We start from the raw sequence: 23,010 nt of genomic DNA on the forward strand, positions 1-23,010 counted from the left end.
TTAGAATGAAAATGTTGCGGTAATTAACCTTTCAGCTACATATCTCTGCCCATAAAAATAATAACCCTGAGGATCTTATGCCCCTGTTTTTCAGTATTGCGCCCATCGTCCTGCTGATTTGGATGATGACCAAAAGGAATGGCGTGCCCTCTTACCTCGCCCTGCCGCTGACGGCCGCCGTGGTGTATGCCGTACAGCTCCTGTGGTTCGATGCCTCGCTGCGGCTGCTGCATGCCAATATCATCACCGCGCTGGTGTCGACGCTGACGCCGATCACCATCATCGCCGGCGCCATCCTGCTCAACAAACTGATGCAGATAAGCGGCGCGGAAAACGTGGTGCGGCGCTGGCTGGAAACCATCAGCCCCAATCCCGTGGCCCAGCTGATGATTATCGGCTGGGCCTTCGCCTTTATGATTGAGGGCGCCAGCGGCTTTGGCACACCGGCCGCCATCGCCGCGCCGATTCTGGTCGGGCTGGGCTTCAACCCGCTGCGCGTCGCCCTGTTGACGCTGGTGATGAACTCGGTACCGGTTTCCTTCGGCGCCGTGGGCACCCCCACCTGGTTCGGCTTTGCCAACCTCGGCCTGTCGGACGCCAGCCTGCTGGAAATTGGCCGGCAAACCGCGCTGATCCACTTTGTCGCCGGCTTCGTCATTCCTCTGCTGGCGCTGCGCTTTATCGTTTCCTGGCAGGATATCCGCCGCAACCTACCGTTTATCCTGCTCAGCGTGCTGAGTTGCACCGTGCCCTATCTGCTGCTGGCTCAGGTGAACTATGAATTCCCGGCGCTGGTCGGCGGCGCGATCGGCCTGGCGCTCTCGGTACTGTTGGCACGCTGCGGCATCGGCCTCACCCGCAGCGACAAATCGCAGAGCGCCGGGCAGGCGGTGCCGTTCTTACAGGTGGTCAAGGCCATGACCCCGACCCTGCTGCTGATTGCTATTCTGATAGTGACGCGCATCCATCAGCTGGGCCTGAAGGCGCTGCTCAACAACACCGCGCTGCTGTGGCAGGAAAACCTCGGCTGGCTCGGGGAGCTGCGCATCAGCCGGGCGCTGATCGTCGAACTGCAGCAGGTGCTGGGTACCTCCGCCGCTGCCGGCTACAAAACGCTGTATGTCCCGGCGCTGATCCCGTTCCTGCTGGTGGTGCTACTGTGTATTCCGCTGTTCCGCCTGAATGGCGACCAGGTGCGGCAAATGTTCAGCGAAACCGGCGGGCGCGTCGCACGGCCCTTTATCGCCCTGTTCGGCGCGCTGGTGATGGTCAACCTGATGATGCAGGGCGGCGACAACGCGCCGGTGATCCTGATCGGCAAAGCGTTGGCGGCGCTGACCGGCGAGAGCTGGCTGCTGTTCTCGTCGTTCCTCGGCGCGCTGGGCTCGTTCTTCTCCGGTTCCAATACCGTTTCGAACCTGACGTTCGGCGGCATTCAGCAATCGATCGCCCAGAGCAGCGGCCTTGACGTCAATCTGACGCTGGCCTTGCAGTCCGTCGGTGGCGCCATGGGCAACATGGTGTGCCTGAACAACATTATCGCCGTCTGTTCGATCCTCGGGATCGGCAACGCCGAAGGCAAAATCATCAGAAAGACCGTGCTGCCGATGCTGGCGTACGGCGGGATTGCGGCCGGTATGGCAGCGATCCTCACGCTCTGACTGAACACTCGTTATCGCAAGCAAGACAAGAAGGTAAACACTATGATCATCTCCGCGTCAACCGACTACCGGGCCGCCGCCCAGGCCAAACTGCCACCGTTTCTGTTTCACTACATCGACGGCGGGGCCTACGCGGAGCATACGCTGAAGCGCAATACCGCAGATCTGGCCGATATTGCCCTGCGCCAGCGCGTGCTGCGCAATATGTCCGAACTCAGCCTGCAGACCACGCTGTTCGGCGAGCAGCTGGCGATGCCGGTGGCGCTGGGGCCGGTGGGGCTGACCGGCATGTACGCCCGCCGCGGCGAAGTACAGGCCGCGCGCGCCGCGGCTAAAAAAGGCATTCCGTTCACGCTGTCCACCGTGTCGGTCTGCCCGATCGAAGAGGTGGCGCCGGCGATCGATCGGCCGATGTGGTTCCAGCTCTACGTGCTGAAAGATCGCGGCTTTATGCGCAATGCGCTGGAGCGCGCCAAGGCCGCCGGCGTGAAAACGCTGGTGTTCACCGTCGACATGCCGGTGCCCGGCGCCCGTTACCGCGACGCCCACTCGGGGATGAGCGGCCCTAATGCCGCCCTGCGCCGCGTGCTGCAGGCGTTTGCGCATCCGCAGTGGGCCTGGGATGTCGGCCTGCTCGGCAAGCCGCACGATCTGGGCAACGTCTCGGCCTACCGCGGTAAACCGACCAGCCTGGAAGACTACATCGGCTGGCTGGGTGCCAACTTCGATCCGTCGATTTCCTGGAAAGATCTGGAGTGGATCCGTGAATTCTGGGACGGCCCGATGATCATCAAAGGCATTCTCGATCCGGAAGACGCCAAAGACGCGGTGCGCTTCGGCGCCGACGGCATCATCGTCTCCAACCACGGTGGCCGCCAGCTGGACGGCGTGCTGTCGACCGCGCGCGCCATGCCGGCGATCGCCGACGCGGTGAAAGGCGACATTACCCTGCTGGCCGACTCCGGCATCCGCAGCGGCCTGGACGTGGTGCGCATGATCGCGCTGGGCGCCGACAGCGTGCTGCTGGGCCGCGCCTTCGTCTATGCGCTGGCGGCGGCCGGCGAAGCCGGGGTGGCTAACTTGCTGGATCTGATCGACAAGGAAATGCGCGTCGCCATGACGCTCACCGGCGCGAAAACCATCGCGGAAATCAACGCCGGATCGCTGGTCAGAAACGCCTGAATCAAAGCGGCTGCACGCCTTCCGGGTAGGCGTTATAGCTCATCTTGCTGATGAAGGCCCCGGCCGGTGACACCAACACCCGGCCGGCGGCGTCCAGCCCGAGGAAGGTGCCGGTGCAGCGCCCGGAAATAAAGTCGAAGAAGAACACCGAGCACACCGGGATGATCTTTTCCCGGAAGGTGAACAGGAACATCTCGTCCTCAAACTTGTAGTAGGTGGCGTAGTCCATGTCGCCGTGGCCGAATTGTTCGCCGCGCAGATTTTGCCAGGCGTAGCGCTCGGTGTTGACATAGAAATGTTCGTAATAGTGGTTGGGGCTGTAGACATTCAGCGTGCGATAGCCGATAAGCTCGCGGGTCAGATGCGGCGCGACGCCACCCGGCGTGGCGCCGACAATCCGGCCGACGTGGAAGCTTTGCTTGAGGCGGGATCCCTTTTCCACCGCCTGTTCCGGCAACAGCGTGCTGCGCACCAGCAGCGCCCGGCCGCTGTCACGATTGAGTACCAGCGTCAGGCACTCGTTGCCCGGCGACTGCAGCGGAATATTGAAGAAATAGCGCGCGGCGGAGGTTTGCACCTCTTCGTAAGCGTCCTCGCCGCTCTCCCCGCCCCAGGCCCACAGCACCCGCTGCCGATCGGCGCTGAAGCGCAACGTGATTTCCCCGCTGCTTTCAAAAGCGATCTGCAGCGTTTTGCCGCGCCAATCCTGAGTGCCCGGCAGCCGGTTAGTGTCGATACCGCGCGCAAAATCGTCGTAATTCTTCCAGTCCGGTTCGGCATTCTGATTCAGTACGGATTGTTCTGCTGACATCTTCGCTCTCCTTGATTGAATGGGATGAAAACCGCCTCAAACGTCGGCGACGCCCGCCGGTTTCACCGCTCTGCGGCTCACCACCGCAGGTGCAGTTTCATCGAGAAAACAACTCAGTACGCCGGCGCACACGGCGCCGGTAGCCGCCAGCCACATCACGCTGACCAGCCCATAGCGATCGGCGATCAGCCCGGCGATAAACGGCGCCAGACAGCCGCCAATCACCTCGCCAATCCCCATCACCAGCCCCAACGCGGTCGCGATGCGGGCCGGCGACACCGTTTCAGACGGGATGGTGGCCATAAACAGCGTGAAGCAGCCAAGGCCGGTATAAGACAGGAACACCAGCACGCCCAGCAGCCACGGGTTATCGACGTAGCTGAGGAACAGCGGGCAGCACACCGCCAGCAGCGAAAAGAAGATCAGCGTCGGCTTGCGGCCAAGGCGATCGGAAATCGCCGGCACCGCCACGCCCCAAAACACCCAGGCGGCGCCGATGGCGCTCATGATGCCGCCCATCGTGCCCTCGCTGAAGCCACGGTCGGTCACCAAAAAGTTGGGGGTGAAGGTAATGATGATCATGAACCAGGTGACGAACACGCAGGAGATCAGAATGCACAGCGCTACGTTCTTGATTTTAAACAGCTCGCCGTAAGCGCCTTTGTTCGCCGCCTTGTCGGCCGCCGGCGCGGCGCTGAAAGCGGGATCCTTCTTGCCGTTCACATAACGATAGATCAGCCACGCCAGAATGATGCCCGGCACGGCGGTCAGGTGAAACGCCATGCTCCAGCCCCACTTCTGCGCCAGATAGATGATCAGCGGCGGCGCGATAATACCGCCCAACAATCCCGGCGCCGCCCCCTGGATCAGCCCCATATTGAAGCCGCGGCGCTGCGGCTGCGATTTTTCCACCATCAGCGATTGCGCGATCGGCAGCACCGGCCCTTCGGCGATCCCCATCAGCCCGCGGAAGATCAATAACATGGCAAAGCCGCTGACCAGCCCCGACAGCGCGGAGAACAGCGAAAACACCAGGATCGACAGGATCAGCATCGGTTTGCGGATATTAAAGCGATCGGCAATCGCCCCCAGCCCCGCGCCAGATAGCGCCCAGGTCAATGCCAGCACCGCCGACAGCGTGCCAAGATGCACGTTGCTCAGCTTCAAATCGGCGGCAATCATCGGAAACAGAAAAGAGATGGTCAGACGATCGACGAACACGCAGCCGAAAACGAAAAACAAAATGATCAGCAATCGGTTCTCTTCGCTCAATCGCGAGCGCTGTCCTGGCGAATTATTCATAGCGTCATTGGTCCATAAGTTAACTTATAAATGGCGAGCGGCCATGGCATAAGTCGGTTAAGCGCTCGGCCAAGAGAGATATTGGCCATCGGTCACGATAACAACTCATTAACATGTTAATGATATAAACTTATCTCAAGCTACGGGCATGTCAAACAGCCGTTGAAAACGGCGACGGAGAGGCAATTCAGGTATTTTTCACAGAACGCGAATGACATGAAAATAAATCAACATCATGTTTTTAATGATTTAAATAAAATTAAACGGCACTTTTTACTTTTATCGAAAAAGCCAAAACGCGCTGATTTATAAACAGGTTAATAAATAAAACTTAACTCCTGCTTATAAATGGACGGTATTTCCCTTTTCATCAGCCGCATTACCCCGTCCTCTTTATTATTTGAATCCGTTTGCTTTATAGCGGCTATAACGAGAACTATTAACTCCATTGTGTTAATCAATAATCACGCAATGACATTATCAATGCTGAATGATAATAAAAGCGCAGGCCGTGACAGGAATCACAAACAGACCGCCCCTTAACGCCCTGGTAGCGGGTTATTACCGGCGCGGCTAGCTTATGCCAACTCGATCCAACCCCGGATGGGAAAACAACGGCATGATAAGCGGCAGGCAACCAGCAAGGAGATGAATATGACGACAGCATTGACAAAAGCCGGTTTCTGGCGCAAAACCGCCGACTCTTCATCGCTGCGTGAGCCGCGCGTGCTGATTCGGGTCTACGTTGGCGAAGGCGAAATCGACCGCGCCATCGCGTTTTACGAGCAGCTGCACGGCGTAACGGCGGACATGCGCTTCGATTTTCCCGAACATCGGCTGGTATTGGCGGCGGTGGGGCCGTTTCTGATCCTGGAAGGGGCGGAAGAGCAGTTGCGCCCTTTCCGCAGCACCGTCGGCACGCTGCTGGTCGATGACATTTATCCCTACCACCAGCGGCTGCTGGCCGCCGGCGCCGAGATTTTCTTCGGCCCGGTGGAGGTGCCCACCGGCGCCTGTTTCAATGCGCGCCTGCCGGACGGCACGATTGTCGAGTACGTGCATCACCGGCCGCGCGCGGGCGAATAAACCGCCTCAGGGCAGCGCCGGCTTCATGGCGTAACGGCGCAGATCCTTGCGCAGGCTGATCATGTACAGCACGATCACCGCCGAGAAAGGCAGGCCGCACAGCACCACCGCGGTCTGCATCGCGCTGAAACTGCCGGCGTACAGCAAGCCGGCGCATACCAACGTGGTGACCGCTGCCCAGAACACGCGCAGCCAGGCCGGCGCGTCATCATGGGCGGAGCCGCCCTGGCAGGAGAGGTTGGCTATCATCAGCGTGCCGGAATCGACCGGCGTCAAGAACAGCACGAAGCTGATCACCACCACAAAGCCGGCGGTCAGTTGGGTATAGGGCAAGTATTCGAACAGCTTGAACACCGCCATCGGCGGATCGCTTTGCGCCACCTGCCCCAGGATCGCCTGCCCGCCTTCCAGCACCAGACTGATGGCGGTATTGCCGAAGATCGACAGCCACGCCAGCGTGAAGCCCAGCGGGATCAGCAGCACGCCGAAAATCAGTTCGCGAATGGTGCGCCCTTTGGAGATGCGCGCGATGAACAGCCCGACGAACGGCGCCCACGCCACCCACCAGGCCCAGTAGAACAGCGTCCAGGCGCCCTGCCACTGGCGCGCCTTGCCGTACAGATACATATCGAAGCTGCGGCTGACCAGCGAGGTGAGATAATCGCCGAGGTTCTGCAACATGCCGTTCAGCAGGTTCAGCGTCGGCCCGGCCAGAAACACGAACAGCAGCAGCAGGCACAGGAAGCCGACGTTGATGTTCGACAGCATGGCGATGCCCTTCTCGACGCCGGTGACCGCCGCCAGCGTGGCCACCACCATCATCACCACGATCAGCGCCAGCAGCACGCCGGTGCTTTGCGGGATGTCGAACAGATAAAACAGCCCGGAGTTCACCAGCAGCGCGCCGATCCCCAGGTTGGTCACCATCGAAATCACCGTCACCAGAATGCCGAAGCTATCCACCAGATGACCGACACAACCGTGGGTGCGCTCGCCGAAGATCGGGTATAGCGCAGAGCGCAGCGCCAGCGGCAGGCCGCGACAATAGGCGAAATAGGCCAGCGCGGTGGCGATCAGCGCATACAGCGCCCAGCCGTGCAGCCCCCAGTGCAAAAAGGTCAGCGCCATCGCCTGTCGCGCCGCCTGCACGGTGCCGCCGCTGCCTTCCGGTGGCGACAGAAAGTGATCCAGCGGCTCATAGGCGCCGTAGTACACCAGCGCAATGCCGATGCCCGACGAGAACAGCATCGCCACCCACGAGGGATAGCTGAACTGCGGCGGCTCGTCATCCTGGCTGAGGCGAATATGGCCGAAGCGCGACAGCGCCAGCCAGAACACGAATGCCATGCAGGCGACCATCAATAACATGTAGTACCAGCCGAATACGTCGGCGACCCAGCTTTGCGCGGCGTTCAGCCACAGTTTGCTGGCGGAGGGGAACAGAACGACCAGCGTTCCCAGCAGCAGGATCACCGCCGCCGAGCCGAAAAATACCGGAACATTCAATCTGACAGGTTCTTCGTCAAGCGATGGGGGAGTTTTTGTTGTCATTGGCAGGCTTCCATGATGCGAAAGACAGACGATTTCAATGCAACTTTTAGTTAACATATTATCGCCATTTATTTGACATTTTCGCAGCATATAGAGTATTGATTGACCGTTCAATCAATCAAATCCAAAGTGTGATTGGCCTATCAGTTGAGGAAAATATGTACCGAAGAGACATTCCGGAACAGCGTAAGGAGCAGTTGATTAACGCCGCCTTCGAGACCATTAATGTCGTCGGGCTGGCCGGCGTCACCCTGTCTCAGGTGGCGAAAGAAGCCGGGCTGTCGACCGGCATCGTCAGCCACTATTTTGGCGATAAAGAGGGGCTGCTGAGCGCCACCATGCGCAAAATCCTGCGCGACCTGCGCGATGCGGTGGCCGAGTGCCGCGCGCAGGCGGCAAGCGACAGCCAGTCACAGCTGTTCGCCATTATCCAGGGCAACTTCCACCCCAGCCAAACCAATGCCGTGTCCATGCGCGCCTGGCTCGACTTCTGGGCCGCCAGCATGCATCAGCCGGTGCTGCGCCGCCTGCAGCGCGCCAACGATCGGCGGCTCTATTCCAATATTTGCAGCCAGTTCCGCCGCGAGCTGCCGCTGCCGCAGGCGCGCGACGCGGCGCGCGGGCTGGCGGCGATGATCGATGGGCTCTGGCTGCGCGGCAGCCTGGCCGGCGACGAGACTGACCTGAAGCAAGACTGCCGCATCGCCTGCGACTACGTGATACAACGGCTCAAGGCCGCGCCATCGGCGGCGTGATCGCCTCCGTCAGTGTGGCTCCTGCTCTTCGCTGTACTGGGTTTGCCACATCGCGGCGTAGCGGCCGTTAGCCGCCAGCAGCGCCTCGTGCCCCCCGCGCTCGACGATCTCCCCCGCCTCCAGCACGATGATTTCATCGGCGTCCACCACGGTGGAGAGCCGGTGGGCGATCACCAGCGTGGTGTGGTTGCGGCTTACCTCGCGCAGGTGCCCCTGGATTTCGCGCTCGGTCTGGGTATCCAGCGCGCTGGTCGCCTCGTCGAACACCAGGATGGCCGGATTTTTCAGAATGGTGCGCGCGATCGCCACCCGCTGCTTTTCACCGCCCGACAGCTTCAGCCCGCGCTCGCCCACCCGGGTGTCGTAACCGTCGGGCAAACCGACGATAAAATCATGGATATGCGCCAGCCGCGCCGCCCGCTCGATTTCTTCATCGCTGGAGCCGGTTTTGCCGTAGCCGATGTTGTAGCGCAGCGTATCGTTGAACAGCACCGTATCCTGCGGCACGATGCCGATCGCCTGCCGCAGGCTGGCCTGGGTCAGTTGGCGAATGTCCTGGCCGTCGAGGGTAATGGCGCCGCCCTGCACGTCGTAGAAACGGAACAGCAGGCGCGACAGCGTGGACTTGCCCGCGCCGGAGGCGCCAACCACCGCCACCGTGTGGCCCGCCGGAATGGTAAAACTCACCTGCTTGAGGATCGGCCGCCGCGTGTCGTAACCGAAGCTGACCGCGTCGAACCGCACTTCGCCGCGATCGAGACGCAGCGGCTGCGCATCCGGGCTATCGACGATCTCACGCTTTTCTTGCAGCAGATCGAACATGTTCTCCATGTCGATCAGCGCCTGGCGCACCTCGGAATAAATAAAGCCGAAGAAGTTCAGCGGCTGATACAGCTGCAGCAGATAGGCGTTGACCAGCACGAAGTCGCCGACCGTCATCGTTCCCTGCGTAATGCCCTGCGCCGCCATGGCCATCATCACGATCAGCCCGATCGAAATAATGGCGGTTTGCCCCAGGTTGATCGCCGTAAAACTGAATTGGTTCTTGATGGCGGCGTATTCGTACAGCCGGCGCGACAGGTCGAAGCGCTCGGCTTCGAATTCTTCATTGCCGAAGTACTTCACGGTCTCATAGTTCAGCAGGCTGTCGATGGATTTGCTGTTGGCGTCGGCGTTGGCCTTGTTGAGCTCGCGGCGAAAGCGGGTGCGCCAGCTGACCGCCAGCACGGTAAACAGGATGTAGCAGCCGACCGTCGTCAGGATCGCCAGCGCGAACCAGCCGTTCAGCATGTGCCACATGATCGCCGTGACCAGCGAGAGCTCGAACAGGATCGGCACGATGGAGAACAGCAGCCGCGACAGCACCGTGGACACCGCCTGGGTGCCGCGCTCGATGGACAACGACAGCCCGCCGGTCTGGCGCTCCAGATGGAAGCGCAGGCTCAGCGCATGCAGCTGGCGAAACACCCGCACGCCCAGCAGGCGCGTGGCGTTCTGGCTGACGTGAATGAACATCACGTTGCGCAGCTCCTCAAACAGCGCGCCGCCCACCCGCGCCACGCCGTAGGCGACGATCAGCCCCAGCGGCACCGCCAGCATTTTCGCCGTCTCACCGCTCAGCGCATCGACCACCGCTTTGTAGGCCAGCGGCACCAGCGTGGTGCTGACCTTGGCCGCCACCATGAACACGAAGGCCACCACCAGATACGCGCGCAGCCGCGGGTTGTCTTTCGGCCACAGGTAGGGCAACAGGAATTTCAGCAAACGGGAACGATCCATCATGTAATATTCATCTTCTCGGTCGGGATCGCGGCGCACGGCCGCGCGGGGGTTATGAGTTTGGCCTGGCCGGCGGCGAACGCCGCAGCCATCCCATTCTCCTGCGGCGGCAACTCAGCATCATCCGTCAGGAGAAGCGGCGGCGGCTCGGGCAAAGTTCAGGCATGGAGGAGACAATCACATGACCCAGACGTATGCAAAGCGCTTTGCGCAGGTCTTTGACTATATCGACCGCCACCTGGACGAGGCGCTCACCGTCGAAAAACTGAGCGAAGTGGCCCACTTTTCGCGCTTTCACTTTCAACGCCAGTTTAGCGCGTATTGCGGCATCTCGGTGTGGCGTTATATCCAGTGGATGAGGCTCAAACGCGCCTCGTACCGCCTGGCGTATAACCCACTGGAGCCGGTGATTGACATCGCGCTGGACGCCGGTTTTCAAAACCCGGAGTCCTTCAGCCGCGCCTTCAAACAGGCGTTCAGCCAAACGCCAAGCCAGTTTCGCAAACGGCCGGCCTGGATCGATTGGCAGCAGCGCTTTCCCGAGCCGAAACACACAAGGAAACAACCCATGAAGGTAGACATTGTCGACTTCCCGGCCACGCCGGTGGCGATGATCGAACATCGCGGCCCGTCCGCGCTGGTCAACGAAACCGCCGCACGCTTTATCGAGTGGCGCAAAACCAGCGGCCTGTCGCCGGTCAGAAGCAGCCGCACTTACGGCATCGCACCGCACGATCCGGCCACCACCGAAGCGCAGGACTTCCGCTTCTTCATTTGCGGCGAGGTCACTGCGCCGATCCCCGAAGACAACGCCTTCGGCGTGCTGAACAGCACGCTGCCGGCCGGGCGCTGCGCGGTGCTGCGCCATCACGGCTCGCTGGATGGGCTGTCTGAAAGCGCTCGTTATCTCTACAGCGAGTGGTTGCCGAACAGCGGCGAGGAACCGCGCGATTTTCCGCTCTATTTCCACTACCACAACTTTGTGCACGAGGTGGCGGAATATGAACTGGTGACCGATCTTTACCTGCCGCTGAAGTAACAAAAGTCAGGCTCCTCACGGAGCCTGACTGACGTCAACAAGACGGCGACGAACCCTGCGGCGGCAGATAACGCTGCGGATCGAGCGCAGTGGCGCGGTAGCGGATCTGGAAGTGCAGGAATACCGAATCGGTGCCGGTGCTGCCCATGGTGCCGATCTTCTGCCCCGCTTTCACATCCTGACCGTTGCGCACCAGCGTGGTGTCGTTGTGCGCATAGGCGGTAATGAAGTCCTCGCCGTGCTTAATCATGATCAGATTGCCGTAGCCGCGCAGCTGATTGCCGACGTACACCACTTTGCCCTTGGCGGAAGCGTAGATCGGCTGGCCGCGCTTGCCGGCGATATCGATGCCCTTGTTGCCGCCGTCGGAATTGGAGTACGCCTGCACGATCCGACCGCTGGTCGGCCAGCGCCAGCAGCGGGAAGCGCCCGGCGGCGGCGTTTGTTTGACGATTGCGGCGGAAGACGACTTTTTACGGCGCGTAGCGGCGGTTTTGGCCGGCGCGCTGCCGCTCAGCCGCAGTTTCTGCCCCACCTCGAGGCTATAAGGCGGACGAATTTTGTTGATTCTGGCCAGCTCGCTGACTTCGCTGTCGGTGATCCAGGCGATGTAGTACAGCGTATCGCCCCGTTTGACGGTATAGGTTTTGCCAGAATAACTGCCCTTCGGCAGTTTGTCATAGTCGCGGTTATAGGTGTTTTTGCCCGAACACCCGGCCAACAGCAGCCCCAATGCCAAACACACCGCCACACGGCGCCACCCTGCCAGTTTGCTTCCTGTGCTCAAATCCTGTCCCCAGTCGTCGTTTCGGTTCTGATACGCGTCAGCCGCACAGTGTAACATTTGCGCCGGGTCAGTCAAAAACCCCCGGACGGTCTATGCTAAACAGGTAAGGATGACTGATTAATTACCCAACGACGAAATGGAGTACTGTCATGTTGAACCTCGACCGCAATAATCTGCCCCTCCTGAGCGAAGAGCTGCTCAAAAAGCAACGCACCACCCTTTTGATCATCGCCTTCCTGCTGCTGGCGGGCGGCATACTGTGCCTGGTCAATCCTTTCGCCTCCGGCGCGGCGCTGAGCATCGTGGTCGGCATCCTGCTGCTGTTGAGCGGCGCCGGGCTGATTATCGCCATGATCGCCAACCGGGCGCAGAATACCTGGCCGATGATCGGCGGCATTTTGCTGGGCGTGGCCTACCTGATTATCGGCTATGTGTTCATCACCAGCCCGCTGGCGGGCATTCTGGCGCTGGCGGTGTACCTCGCCGTGCTGTTCGCGCTCGGCGGCATCGCGCGCCTGGCGGCGGGCTACATGCGCCGCGGGCTGCCGGGCAACTGGCTGCAGTTCGTTATCGGCGTGCTCGATTTGATCATCGCCTGGATACTGATCGGCTCAGGCCCGGCGGCGTCGGTCACGCTGGTGACGGCGATCGTCGGCATCGAGATGCTGGTCAGCTCCTTTGCGCTGTTCCAGGCGGCGAATCTGTTTAAAAAAAGCTAACTCAGTAGCCGCCGCTCTCTTGAGCGGCGGCTTTGGATATCACGCCAATAAAAATTCCCTAGGGCATTCTTATTGCGTAACGCCATTCCCCTATCTTTGAACCTATACCGTCGAGAGAACGTGTATGGATGCCAAAGTATTGATTATCAAAAATAACTGCATAACCAACCTGCTCGGTAGAAAACGAGACAAAGCAATAAACGTGGTCAAATTCCTTGGGGTGGCCAATCGGCCCGGAGACACAAATATCTCCCGGCGCCAGACTCGCACGGTGGGTTATCTTCTGCCATCCCTGCTCTAGAGCCCATTCAACGAAGTAATCAACATTGATAGACTGCATGCTGCCAAGTTTCGGATAAGGCAAGCCACAGAGCTTAAGGCAACTAACCTGGTGTGCAACGCAGGCATTGCTTGTCGCGGTAGGGCTGTATTCCGGCACAAACCAGTCTTCTACCGCTTCCCGGATTGAACGGTAATCTTCTTTAAACATCCCGACAAACCGCTCAGCGCTGCTGTAAAAATGATCATCCCACACCACGGCATCAGCCAGTTGCGCGACAAACGGTGCATCTATCGTGACCTTTGTTTTGGGCAGCAGTTGCAATATCAGAGCAAGTTCCTGAGTATCACTATATTCTTTAACATGACTTTCTCCCGATTTCGACGAGATAACTACCGTCGGCGTTCCCTTTCCATTACTACCTAACATAACACCTGAGATATCTTCGATTTTCATCGGCAAACTAAAAGGCAAATTTTCCTTGAACAACTCTCGACCATATGCCTGGATCGTTTCAAAACTCACCGTGGCCCCCAAGCTTGCAGAGCCTGCAATGATCTCATAGGTCACTCCATACCCGATCCCTCTGATTATTTTTTCCTTATTTTTACTCCATGGGTTAACGCCAAGCGCTTCAACTGCGGCAATGGAAGCCTCTCCGATAGACTCTTTTCCACCGACGTCTGCACAGATTGCATAGATATGACTATCTCTATAATTTATTTTAGCCATATCCCCCATATTTACAGCGACTCCGGTGATCTTCTTCCAATTACCTGGAATAACAAAATAAGGAATAATTCGCGCATTGACATAATCTCCCTCACCTCGCCAACCATTTCCTCTTCTTAAGCTGGTTTCCTTTTGACCTGTCGGATCGATTTCCTCCGCATCAGGACTACCATCGGCATCCGTATCTGCATCGGCAATAATTAAAATATGGCCATCATCTTTAATCATAACAACAGGATCTGGCATGACCGGCTCACCTGGAGAAGTCCGGCTATTTTTCCATGAGTGGGTGATGACATTTGACATAATGTTACCCTCGGTGAAAGCATGGAGCCAAATGATATATATTACCGACAAGCATAAAGACATACATAATAAATTATGACGGTTTGTCGGCCATATTAATTCGGCAGATTTTTATTTTCAACTTCACAGAATCGATAGCTAACTCTTTGTCTTCTTTACTGTAAAACTTATACCCCTGAATCGTTGCGACACCCAACAACCTTGCTTTGTTTTGTTGTTCTTTTTTAATGGCCTCCGCCAGTGCATCAAGATTAGGCGTGATTAATTCAACACCCGCCAGCCTGATTTCCAATTCATATACCACCCCCCCCAGATTTTGGTAAAGATAATTTCCCACATCAGTATAGTATGCCTTATTATTATCAATAATTAACGCAACATCCTGGTCTAAAAGGTTGATAACTTCATACATGTAATTAGCCGATGCCGCAGCCGTCTTGTAATTATAGATTTGCGCCGCATAATTATAATGACCAGAAAAATATTATCGCCAACAGCAATGCCGCCACTGTACATCGCAGTCGTCACTGAACCACTTGCGGCAGAAATTACAGCGACGAGAGTACCCAAAAAACCCACTTCATTATACCCATAGGTTTGTTGATAAAGACTTATGTATTTCCCTCGCCATAATTCTCGATAAACCAAAGCGATTTTTTTAATGTTATCAATCTTAGGTTTTTTTTCTGCCGCGACCGACCATGGTGCGGGCCGAGGTTGTTCTACCGGGATCGGATAAGGGCTGGTACAGCCAGAAAGCATCCACGCTAATGATAATGAGGCTAATGGATTATTCATATTCCAAGCTCACAATACAGACACTTATTTATAAAAATAGCTCAGCACTTTTTTTCCTCCACTTTTCTAGTTATAGACTTTTACTTTGAAGTTTAAATCTAAAAAATCAACGCCCGCCTGATATTTTGTTCTTCACAATGGTTTACCTATGCATAAAAATCTTGGATAAAATATCTTTGACCACCGTTCCTTTTCACTAAAGTTAAAAAATTCAATATAATAAAGCAGACCTCTGCCCTGACGGAAAATCGCCAATAGATATGATAGTCTTGTGCACACCATTCGATAATTTGTCCTCTTATCCCTCCCCCCTCATCTGACGGGCAGTGTTCTATCATGCCCCCACTCCTTAGCCAGGTGTAAAACAAGCTTGATTGGGATGCTCTTGTAAGAATGACGTTTACCTCTCATTACCACCGAAAAACGCGTTGATGCAACCGTTCCCTCTCCGCGTTCACCCCACTTTACGACCGCCGTCACACCTCGCCACCGCCAAATTGCGTTGGTTATAGAGTCGTCTACAATTCAATCGAATTACCCCCTACAACATCAGAAATTATTATTATTAGAGGTGATTATGTTACAGAAACACGAAAACGTAATAAGTATGACTGTACTAAGCCCGCAAGCCACCCAACAACTGATGCCTTCGTTTTCCTCCTTGCCCCACACGCAACACGCCGACGGCAAATATCGCCTGCGCCGTTATTCGGTCGTTAAATACCTCAACCCCAACGTCGCCGAAGTGGGGCCACGCACCTTCATGCAGTCCGATCAGATCAACCACTTCCAGGGCAACGTGGTGCGCCGCTTCGAGCCTATCGACAGCGCCGTACTGCAGAGCGCCGGCATGGCGGAGATGTGCAACCTGTTTGCAGAAAGCAACGAGCTGCCGGAAGGCGCCGAGATTGAGATCCATCAGATGCGCGTGGTCGCCATCGAGAAAGACACCCAGGTGGCGCCGGAAGGCATTCACCAGGACGGTTTCGACCATATCGCGATGATCGCCATTCACCGGCATAACATCGTCGGCGGTGAAATCATGCTGTACGACGACAGCCACCACGATCCCTTCTTTAAAAAAGCTCTGGCGGACGGTGAGGCCGTGCTGCTGGCGGACAGCAAACTGTGGCACAACGCCACGCCGATCAACGCCGTGAACCCAACTGAGGAAGGCCATTTGGATCTCTTCGTCCTCACCGCGCGGGGAGAGAAAGCATGACCTTTACGCCCGAGCTCGCCCGACGCCAGTTCAGCGCCCTGTCTCAGCAAATCGACGGCAAACCGGCGATCTTTTTCGACGGCCCCGGTGGAGCGCAGGTTTCACGGGGCGTGCTGGAAAAAATGACGGACTACCTGGGGAAATACAACGCCAACCTGGGCGGCCACTACTTCTCCAGCCGGGTCACCGGCGAGGTGATGGGCCAGGCGCGAGAATCGGTGCGCGCCTTGTTAAATGCGCCGTCGCCCGACAACATTGTCTTCGGCATGAACATGACCACGCTGACTTTCCATCTCAGCCGCATCATCAGCCGCGACTGGCAGGCCGGCGATGAGGTCATCGTCACCGCGCTCGATCACTACGCCAACGTCTCCAGCTGGCAGCAGGCCGCCGCCGACAAAGGAGCCGTGGTGCATCAGATACCGCTGGAGAGCGCAGACTGTTCTCTCGACGCCGCAAAGGTGTGTGAACGCATCAACGCCAACACTCGCCTGGTGGCGGTCAGCTACGCCTCCAACGTCACCGGCAGCATCGTCGATATCAAAACCATCGTCGAAGCCGCGCATCGGGTCGGCGCGCAGGTGTATGTCGACGCCGTGCACTATGCGCCGCACAACCTGATCGACGTGCAGGCGCTGGGCTGTGATTTCCTGGTGTGCTCCGCCTACAAGTTCTTTGGCCCGCACGTCGGCATGGCCTATATCGCGCCGCAGTGGTTGCAACGCCTGCGGCCATATAAAGTCGAGCCGGCCACCGATGTCGGCCCCGGCCGTTTCGAGACCGGCACGCAAAGCTTCGAGGCGCTGGCCGGCGTCGCGGCGGCGATCGACTATCTGGCGCAGTGGGGCACGCCCGGCGCGCCGTTAAGGCAGCGCTTGCAGGAGAGTTTCGCCGCCTACCACCAGCATGAAGAGGCGCTGTGCCGCCACTTTTTGCAACGGCTGCAGCAACTCGACGGCGTGCGGCTCTACGGCCATTCACAGGCGGACAGCGCGCGCCGCACGCCAACCTTCGCCCTGACCTTCAACGGCCAGACGCCTGACGCAATCGCCCGTCATCTCGGGCAGCACAACATCTGCGCCGGCAGCGGGCATTTCTATGCGCTGGGCCTGATCCAGCAGTTGGGGTTACAGGACGGCGGCGTGCTGCGCATCGGCATGATGCACTACAACACCCAGGGCGAAATAGACACGCTGTTTAAGGTGATCGCCGAAGATATCCTCAGTTAACTCGCCACATCGGCCCGCTCACCTTATTGAGCGGGCCGCACAGTGCCACATCTTTCGCAGGCCATATCGGTCAAACAACAGACGCCTTCACCAACGCTGCCCATCGCGCAACGCCGGGGGTAGAATACAGAGGATTTTATTTTAGAAATGGATTTTTACTTTGCGAAAATATGCAGTTATCGCCGCCGCGTTGATGATGTCTTCCTGCGCCACGCCGGAGAAATGGGAAGCGCAAACGGCAACCCCGACGCCCCTGGAAGCGGCCAGAGCCAGCTGCCGGCAAGCAGCTGAACAGCGCTATCCCGTCAGCCTGTCTTTGCACGCCAGCTCACCGGCCTTCTCCTCCATGACTATCAACGGCACGGAGATCCCCAACGCCGGTGGCGGCGCCTTTCCCTCGGACAGCAATGCAATGCGCAGAACAGAACACGTTAATGCCTGCATGAAATTGGAAGGATGGGAAAATAAAAATAAGGTGACGGGGTTATTGGCATTTTTATTTAACTAACGGCAACACGGAATAACTCGGAATTACCGCACTCAGGCAGCGGTAATTCCGCCCTATTGACCGACACCGACAGCCTGACTATTTTGCTACGATATAACAGGTTACACCTCTCCTCCATTCAGGGCGATAATCAAACAAATGGAATAAATCAATTTATGAGTGAGAAAGACACCCCCCTAAAAAATCCGCAAAGCCATATCAACAAAGCGGTATTCTTCACCTCTGCAGTCCTCATTTTTCTTCTGGTCGCATTCGCCGCCTTTTTCCCCGACGTCGCTGACAAGAACTTCAAACTTCTGCAGCAACAAATCTTCACCAACGCCAGCTGGTTTTATATTTTGGCCGTGGCGCTGATTTTGCTCAGCGTGACGTTTCTGGGGCTTTCCCGCTACGGCGACATCAAACTCGGCCCCGATCATGCGCAACCCGATTTTCGCTACCACTCATGGTTTGCCATGCTGTTTTCAGCGGGGATGGGCATCGGCCTGATGTTCTTCGGCGTGGCAGAACCGGTAATGCACTATCTTTCGCCGCCGGTCGGCACGCCCGAGAGCGTCGAGGCGGCCAAACAGGCCATGCGCCTGACCTTTTTCCACTGGGGGCTGCACGCCTGGGCGATCTACGCCATCGTGGCGTTGATTCTGGCCTTCTTCAGCTATCGGCATGGCCTGCCGTTGACCCTGCGCTCTGCGCTTTATCCGATCATCGGCGACCGCATTTATGGCCCTATCGGCCACGCCGTCGATATCTTCGCGGTCATCGGCACCGTATTCGGGGTCGCGACCTCGCTGGGTTATGGCGTGTTGCAGGTCAACGCCGGGCTTAACCACCTGTTTGGCGTGCCGATCAACGAAACCGTTCAGGTGATATTAATCGTGGTGATTACCGGGCTGGCCACCATTTCCGTGGTTTCAGGGCTGGAGAAAGGCATACGCTTTCTGTCGGAGCTGAACCTTGGCCTGGCGCTGTTGCTCCTGGCCTTGGTCTTGCTGTTGGGGCCAACCGTTCTGCTGTTGAAATCCTTTGTGGAAAATACCGGCGGCTATCTGTCCGAGCTGGTCAGCAAGACGTTCAACCTGTATGCCTATGAGCCGAAATCCAGCAACTGGTTAGGCGGATGGACGCTGCTCTATTGGGGGTGGTGGCTCTCCTGGTCGCCTTTCGTCGGTATGTTCATCGCACGAGTTTCCCGCGGCCGAACCATCCGCGAATTTGTCACGGGCGTGCTGTTCGTCCCGGCCGGCTTCACCCTCATGTGGATGACGGTGTTCGGCAACAGCGCCATTTACCTCATCATGGAAAAGGGCGCGACAGACCTCGCCGCTACGGTACAACAAGACGTGGCGCTGGCGTTGTTTAACTTCCTGGAGCATTTCCCGTTCTCCAGCGTGCTTTCGTTTATCGCCATGGCGATGGTTATCGTCTTTTTCGTCACCTCCGCCGATTCCGGCGCCATGGTCGTGGATACGCTGGCTTCGGGCGGCTCCAGCAACACGCCGGTTTGGCAACGCATTTTCTGGGCGTCGCTGATGGGCATCGTCGCCATCGCCTTGCTGATCGCCGGGGGGCTCAGCGCGCTGCAAACCGTCACCATCGCCAGCGCATTGCCTTTCTCGGCCATCTTGCTGGTCTCCATCTACGGCTTGCTTAAGGCACTGCGTCGCGATCTGACCAAACGCGACAGCCAAAATATGGCCACCATCGCCCCCACCGCCGCCCGCAACCCCATTCCCTGGCAGCGCAGGCTGCGCAATATCGCCTATCTGCCAAAACGCTCGCTGGTTAAGCGCTTTATGGATGAGGTCATCCAGCCTGCCATGACGCTGGTGCAGGAAGAGCTGAGTAAACAAAACACGCTCAGCAGCATCAACGCCACTGCGGAAGACCGCATTCGTTTCGAGGTCGATTTGGGCGATGAGCTTAACTTTATCTATGAAGTCAGACTGCGCGGCTACAGTTCGCCGACGTTCGCCCTCGCCGGGCTGGATAACGATGAACAGCAAGCCGAGCAGCACAAGTATTATCGCGCGGAGATCTACCTGAAAGAAGGCGGCCAGAACTACGATGTCATGGGCTGGAATCAGGAGCAGTTGATCAACGATATTCTTGACCAGTACGAGAAACACCTGCATTTCTTGCATCTGGTTCGCTGAATGCCGACATGCCGTCCCCAGGGGCGGCATTTTTTTGCCCCGCTTTCTTCACCACAGTGCTGATGATGCGGTTGGAATGGCGGACAAACAGAAACAGCGCTTTATGAGCAAAGGATTGGTTCGGGATAACGTTTCGAAGAATCAGGATGTTTTCAAGAGGGAGTGCTGGAGCGGGTGAAGGGAATCGAACCCTCGTATGCAGCTTGGGAAGCTGCCGTTCTACCATTGAACTACACCCGCATCGGTGTGCGACAGGCATTATAACCGGTTATCGGCGGCGGGCAAGCGGAGATGGCGCGTAACTGTCGATGTTTTAAGCGGTTAAGTCCGGTGGGCGAAAAAAACCGGCGCAGTTGCCTGCACCGGTGGTTTCACGCTAAACGGAATTATTTCTGCGGGCGCATCGCCGGGAACAGAATCACGTCGCGGATGGTGTGGCTGTTGGTGAACAGCATCACCATGCGGTCGATACCGATGCCCAGACCGGCGGTCGGCGGCAGGCCGTGCTCCAGCGCGGTGACGTAGTCTTCGTCGTAGAACATCGCTTCGTCGTCGCCGGCGTCTTTGGCGTTCACCTGATCGGCGAAGCGCTGCGCCTGGTCTTCGGCGTCGTTCAGCTCGGAGAAGCCGTTGCCGATTTCACGGCCGCCGATGAAGAACTCGAAGCGGTCGGTGATTTCCGGGTTAACGTCGTTGCGGCGCGCCAGCGGCGATACTTCAGCCGGGTACTCGGTGATGAAGGTCGGCTGAATCAGATGGCTTTCCGCCACTTCTTCGAAGATCTCGGTCACGACGCGGCCCAGACCCCAGCTCTTCTCAACCTTGATGCCGATGGATTCGGCGATGGCCACCGCTTTACCCATGTCGGCCAGGTCAGCCAGATCGGTTTCCGGGCGGTATTTCTTGATCGCCTCGGTCATGGTCAGCTTCTCGAACGGCTTGCCGAAGTCGAACACTTCGTCGCCGTACTGCACCTGAGAGGTGCCCAGCACTTTCTCGGTCAGGGTGCGGAACAGCGTCTCGGTCAGCTCGATCAGGTCTTTGTAATCCGCGTAAGCCATGTAGAGTTCCATCATGGTGAACTCTGGGTTGTGACGCGGAGAAACGCCTTCGTTACGGAAGTTACGGTTGATTTCGAACACGCGCTCAAAGCCACCAACTACCAGACGCTTCAGATACAGTTCCGGCGCGATGCGCAGGTACATATCGATATCCAGCGCGTTGTGGTGCGTGATGAACGGACGCGCGGACGCACCGCCCGGGATCACCTGCATCATCGGGGTTTCGACTTCCATGAAGCCGCGTTCCACCATGAAGTTGCGGATAGCCGACATCACCTGCGAACGCACCTTGAAGGTGTTGCGCGATTCTTCGTTGGCGATCAGGTCCAGGTAACGCTGGCGGTAACGGGTTTCCTGATCCGCCAGGCCGTGGAATTTGTCCGGCAGCGGGCGCAGCGCTTTGGTCAGCAGACGCAGCTCGGTGCAGTGGATCGACAGTTCGCCGGTCTTGGTTTTGAACAGCTTGCCGCGTGCGCCGAGAATATCGCCCAGGTCCCACTTCTTGAACTGGTCGTTGTACACGCCTTCAGCCAGATCGTCGCGCGCGACGTACAGCTGAATGCGGCCGCCCACGTCCTGCAGCGTGACGAAGGATGCCTTGCCCATAATACGGCGGGTCATCATGCGGCCGGCGACGGTCACTTCTACGCCCAGCGCTTCCAGCTCTTCGTTGTCTTTATCGCCGTACGCGGCATGCAGTTTGTCGGAGGTGGAGTCACGACGGAAGTCGTTCGGGAACGCAATGCCGTTCTCGCGCAGGCCGGCCAGTTTCTCGCGGCGGGACTGCAGTTCGTTATTGAGATCCAGCGCCTGATCGGCGCCCTGTACTTGTTGTTCAGACATTTCTATTCCTCATAACCCGGCTTTCAAACTTGCCTCAATGAATTTATCCAGGTCGCCATCCAGTACGGCCTGCGTGTTACGCGTTTCGACGTTGGTGCGCAAATCCTTGATGCGGGAGTCATCCAGCACGTAAGAACGGATTTGGCTGCCCCAGCCGATGTCGGACTTGTTGTCTTCCATCGTCTGCTTATCAGCATTTTTCTTTTGCATCTCAAACTCGTACAGCTTGGCTCGCAGCTGTTTAAACGCTTGATCCTTGTTCTTATGCTGAGAACGATCGTTCTGGCACTGCACCACGATGTTGGTTGGCAGGTGAGTAATACGTACGGCGGATTCGGTTTTGTTGACGTGCTGACCGCCCGCACCGGAGGCGCGGTACACGTCGATACGCAGATCCGCCGGGTTGATTTCGATATCGATATCGTCGTCGACTTCCGGGTAGATGAACACCGAGCTGAACGAGGTGTGGCGACGGCCGCCGGAGTCGAACGGGCTCTTGCGCACCAGGCGGTGAACGCCGGTTTCAGTGCGCAACCAGCCGAACGCGTAATCGCCGATGATCTTGATGGTGGCAGATTTCAGGCCCGCGACGTCGCCGTCGGACTCTTCGATCACTTCGGTCTTGAAGCCCTTGGCTTCGGCCCAGCGCAGGTACATGCGCAGCAGCATGCTGGCCCAGTCCTGCGCTTCGGTGCCGCCGGAGCCGGCCTGGATATCCAGATAGCAGTCGGCGCTGTCGTATTCGCCGGAGAACATGCGGCGGAATTCCAACTGATCCAGCTTGCTCATCAGCTGATCCAGCTCGGCGACCGCTTCGTTGAAGGTCTCTTCATCGTCGGCTTCCACCGCCAGTTCCAGCAGCCCGCCGACGTCTTCGCCGCCCTGCTCCAGCTGATCGATGGTTTCAACGATGGCTTCCAGCGCGGCGCGCTCTTTGCCGAGCGCCTGTGCGCGCTCCGGCTCGTTCCACACGTCCGGCTGTTCCAGCTCGGCGTTGACTTCTTCTAGGCGTTCCTTCTTGGCATCATAGTCAAAGATACCCCCTAAGAACCGCAGTCCGCTCGGACAGGTCCTGAATTCGGTTTTTTACCGGGTTAATTTCAAACATGGTTTCGTTCTTTTACGTTGATGTCGTCGATGGCGGAATGCCATTGGAACCGCTAATTCTAACGGATCCGGGCGGCAGTTTATAGCGAGTTGGTCAGT

19 protein-coding genes and 1 tRNA gene are annotated in these 23,010 nt (G+C 57.7%); 10 read left to right on the forward strand and 10 right to left on the reverse strand.

The window, feature by feature from the left end; translation table 11 throughout:
- The first annotated feature begins 77 nt into the window (after positions 1-77).
- Both SSARUM_RS19285 and lldD read left to right on the forward strand, forming a co-directional pair.
- Positions 78-1,661 (forward strand): L-lactate permease, encoded by a 1,584-nt coding sequence (locus SSARUM_RS19285; protein ID WP_060431057.1) that lies wholly within the window; start codon positions 78-80, stop codon positions 1,659-1,661.
- A gap of 42 nt (positions 1,662-1,703) precedes the next feature.
- Entirely contained in the window at positions 1,704-2,843 is a 1,140-nt protein-coding gene (gene lldD / locus SSARUM_RS19290) for an FMN-dependent L-lactate dehydrogenase LldD (RefSeq protein WP_033649469.1), read from the forward strand.
- Position 2,844: 1 nt separating this feature from the next.
- Here the strand turns inward: lldD and SSARUM_RS19295 are convergent, their stop codons facing one another.
- Positions 2,845-3,654, reverse strand: a complete 810-nt coding sequence (locus SSARUM_RS19295; protein ID WP_033649468.1) for a MoaF C-terminal domain-containing protein — start codon at positions 3,652-3,654, stop codon at positions 2,845-2,847.
- A gap of 36 nt (positions 3,655-3,690) precedes the next feature.
- The gene (locus tag SSARUM_RS19300; RefSeq protein ID WP_033649467.1) at positions 3,691-4,956 is read right to left on the reverse strand and encodes an MFS transporter; all 1,266 of its coding nucleotides are present in this window, start codon (positions 4,954-4,956) and stop codon (positions 3,691-3,693) included.
- 654 nt (positions 4,957-5,610) lie between these two features.
- Between SSARUM_RS19300 and SSARUM_RS19305 the strand changes: the two genes are divergently transcribed.
- Entirely contained in the window at positions 5,611-6,042 is a 432-nt protein-coding gene (locus SSARUM_RS19305) for a VOC family protein (protein WP_033649466.1), read from the forward strand.
- A 6-nt stretch (positions 6,043-6,048) separates the two neighbouring features.
- On the opposite strand, the gene SSARUM_RS19310 is transcribed toward SSARUM_RS19305, so the two are convergent.
- Positions 6,049-7,593 carry a BCCT family transporter gene (locus SSARUM_RS19310; protein ID WP_033654079.1) on the reverse strand — a complete coding sequence of 515 codons (1,545 nt, stop codon included), beginning with the start codon at positions 7,591-7,593 and terminating at the stop codon, positions 6,049-6,051.
- Between the two features lie 158 nt (positions 7,594-7,751).
- On the opposite strand from SSARUM_RS19310, the gene betI reads away from it, so the two are divergent.
- Positions 7,752-8,348, forward strand: coding sequence for a transcriptional regulator BetI (betI, locus tag SSARUM_RS19315; RefSeq protein ID WP_033649464.1), 597 nt, complete (start codon positions 7,752-7,754; stop codon positions 8,346-8,348).
- Positions 8,349-8,357: 9 nt separating this feature from the next.
- Here the strand turns inward: betI and SSARUM_RS19320 are convergent, their stop codons facing one another.
- Positions 8,358-10,127, reverse strand: a complete 1,770-nt coding sequence (locus SSARUM_RS19320) for an ABCB family ABC transporter ATP-binding protein/permease (protein ID WP_060431110.1) — start codon at positions 10,125-10,127, stop codon at positions 8,358-8,360.
- A 181-nt stretch (positions 10,128-10,308) separates the two neighbouring features.
- On the opposite strand from SSARUM_RS19320, the gene SSARUM_RS19325 reads away from it, so the two are divergent.
- The gene (locus SSARUM_RS19325; protein ID WP_060431059.1) at positions 10,309-11,166 is read left to right on the forward strand and encodes an AraC family transcriptional regulator; all 858 of its coding nucleotides are present in this window, start codon (positions 10,309-10,311) and stop codon (positions 11,164-11,166) included.
- 34 nt (positions 11,167-11,200) lie between these two features.
- Here the strand turns inward: SSARUM_RS19325 and actS are convergent, their stop codons facing one another.
- Entirely contained in the window at positions 11,201-11,953 is a 753-nt protein-coding gene (gene actS, locus SSARUM_RS19330) for an amidase activator ActS (protein ID WP_033635813.1), read from the reverse strand.
- A gap of 149 nt (positions 11,954-12,102) precedes the next feature.
- On the opposite strand from actS, the gene SSARUM_RS19335 reads away from it, so the two are divergent.
- Positions 12,103-12,672 (forward strand): HdeD family acid-resistance protein, encoded by a 570-nt coding sequence (locus SSARUM_RS19335; protein WP_060431060.1) that lies wholly within the window; start codon positions 12,103-12,105, stop codon positions 12,670-12,672.
- A 58-nt stretch (positions 12,673-12,730) separates the two neighbouring features.
- On the opposite strand, the gene SSARUM_RS19340 is transcribed toward SSARUM_RS19335, so the two are convergent.
- Together SSARUM_RS19340 and SSARUM_RS19345 are read right to left on the reverse strand one after the other, a co-directional pair.
- Complete coding sequence (locus SSARUM_RS19340) at positions 12,731-13,990, reverse strand: glycoside hydrolase family 75 protein (RefSeq protein ID WP_060388410.1); 1,260 nt, start codon at positions 13,988-13,990, stop codon at positions 12,731-12,733.
- A gap of 73 nt (positions 13,991-14,063) precedes the next feature.
- Positions 14,064-14,402, reverse strand: a complete 339-nt coding sequence (locus tag SSARUM_RS19345) for a hypothetical protein (RefSeq protein ID WP_039567316.1) — start codon at positions 14,400-14,402, stop codon at positions 14,064-14,066.
- Positions 14,403-15,395: 993 nt separating this feature from the next.
- Here SSARUM_RS19345 and SSARUM_RS19350 point away from each other — a divergent pair.
- From SSARUM_RS19350 to SSARUM_RS19365, 4 genes are all read left to right on the forward strand, one after another.
- Positions 15,396-16,010: a 2OG-Fe dioxygenase family protein gene (locus tag SSARUM_RS19350; RefSeq protein WP_223182037.1), complete on the forward strand. Its 615-nt coding sequence runs from the start codon at positions 15,396-15,398 to the stop codon at positions 16,008-16,010.
- Complete coding sequence (locus tag SSARUM_RS19355; RefSeq protein ID WP_060431062.1) at positions 16,007-17,239, forward strand: cysteine desulfurase-like protein; 1,233 nt, start codon at positions 16,007-16,009, stop codon at positions 17,237-17,239. The genes SSARUM_RS19350 and SSARUM_RS19355 overlap by 4 nt, the downstream gene beginning before the upstream one ends.
- A gap of 160 nt (positions 17,240-17,399) precedes the next feature.
- On the forward strand, positions 17,400-17,747 hold the full coding sequence (locus tag SSARUM_RS19360) for a hypothetical protein (protein WP_049194800.1): 348 nt from the start codon (positions 17,400-17,402) through the stop codon (positions 17,745-17,747).
- Positions 17,748-17,902: 155 nt separating this feature from the next.
- Positions 17,903-19,900 carry a BCCT family transporter gene (locus tag SSARUM_RS19365; RefSeq protein WP_033635821.1) on the forward strand — a complete coding sequence of 666 codons (1,998 nt, stop codon included), beginning with the start codon at positions 17,903-17,905 and terminating at the stop codon, positions 19,898-19,900.
- A gap of 166 nt (positions 19,901-20,066) precedes the next feature.
- On the opposite strand, the gene SSARUM_RS19370 is transcribed toward SSARUM_RS19365, so the two are convergent.
- From SSARUM_RS19370 to prfB, 3 genes are all read right to left on the reverse strand, one after another.
- A tRNA-Gly gene (locus SSARUM_RS19370) sits at positions 20,067-20,140 on the reverse strand.
- A 146-nt stretch (positions 20,141-20,286) separates the two neighbouring features.
- On the reverse strand, positions 20,287-21,804 hold the full coding sequence (gene lysS, locus SSARUM_RS19375; RefSeq protein WP_033649459.1) for a lysine--tRNA ligase: 1,518 nt from the start codon (positions 21,802-21,804) through the stop codon (positions 20,287-20,289).
- 9 nt (positions 21,805-21,813) lie between these two features.
- A protein-coding gene (prfB, locus tag SSARUM_RS19380; protein WP_096242572.1) for a peptide chain release factor 2 occupies positions 21,814-22,912 on the reverse strand; the annotation gives its coding sequence in 2 pieces (ribosomal slippage) (positions 21,814-22,836 and positions 22,838-22,912; 1,098 coding nt in all).
- Positions 22,913-23,010: the final 98 nt, after the last annotated feature.

The sequence above is a fragment of the Serratia sarumanii genome, from assembly GCF_029962605.1.
Taxonomy (GTDB): domain Bacteria; phylum Pseudomonadota; class Gammaproteobacteria; order Enterobacterales; family Enterobacteriaceae; genus Serratia; species Serratia sarumanii.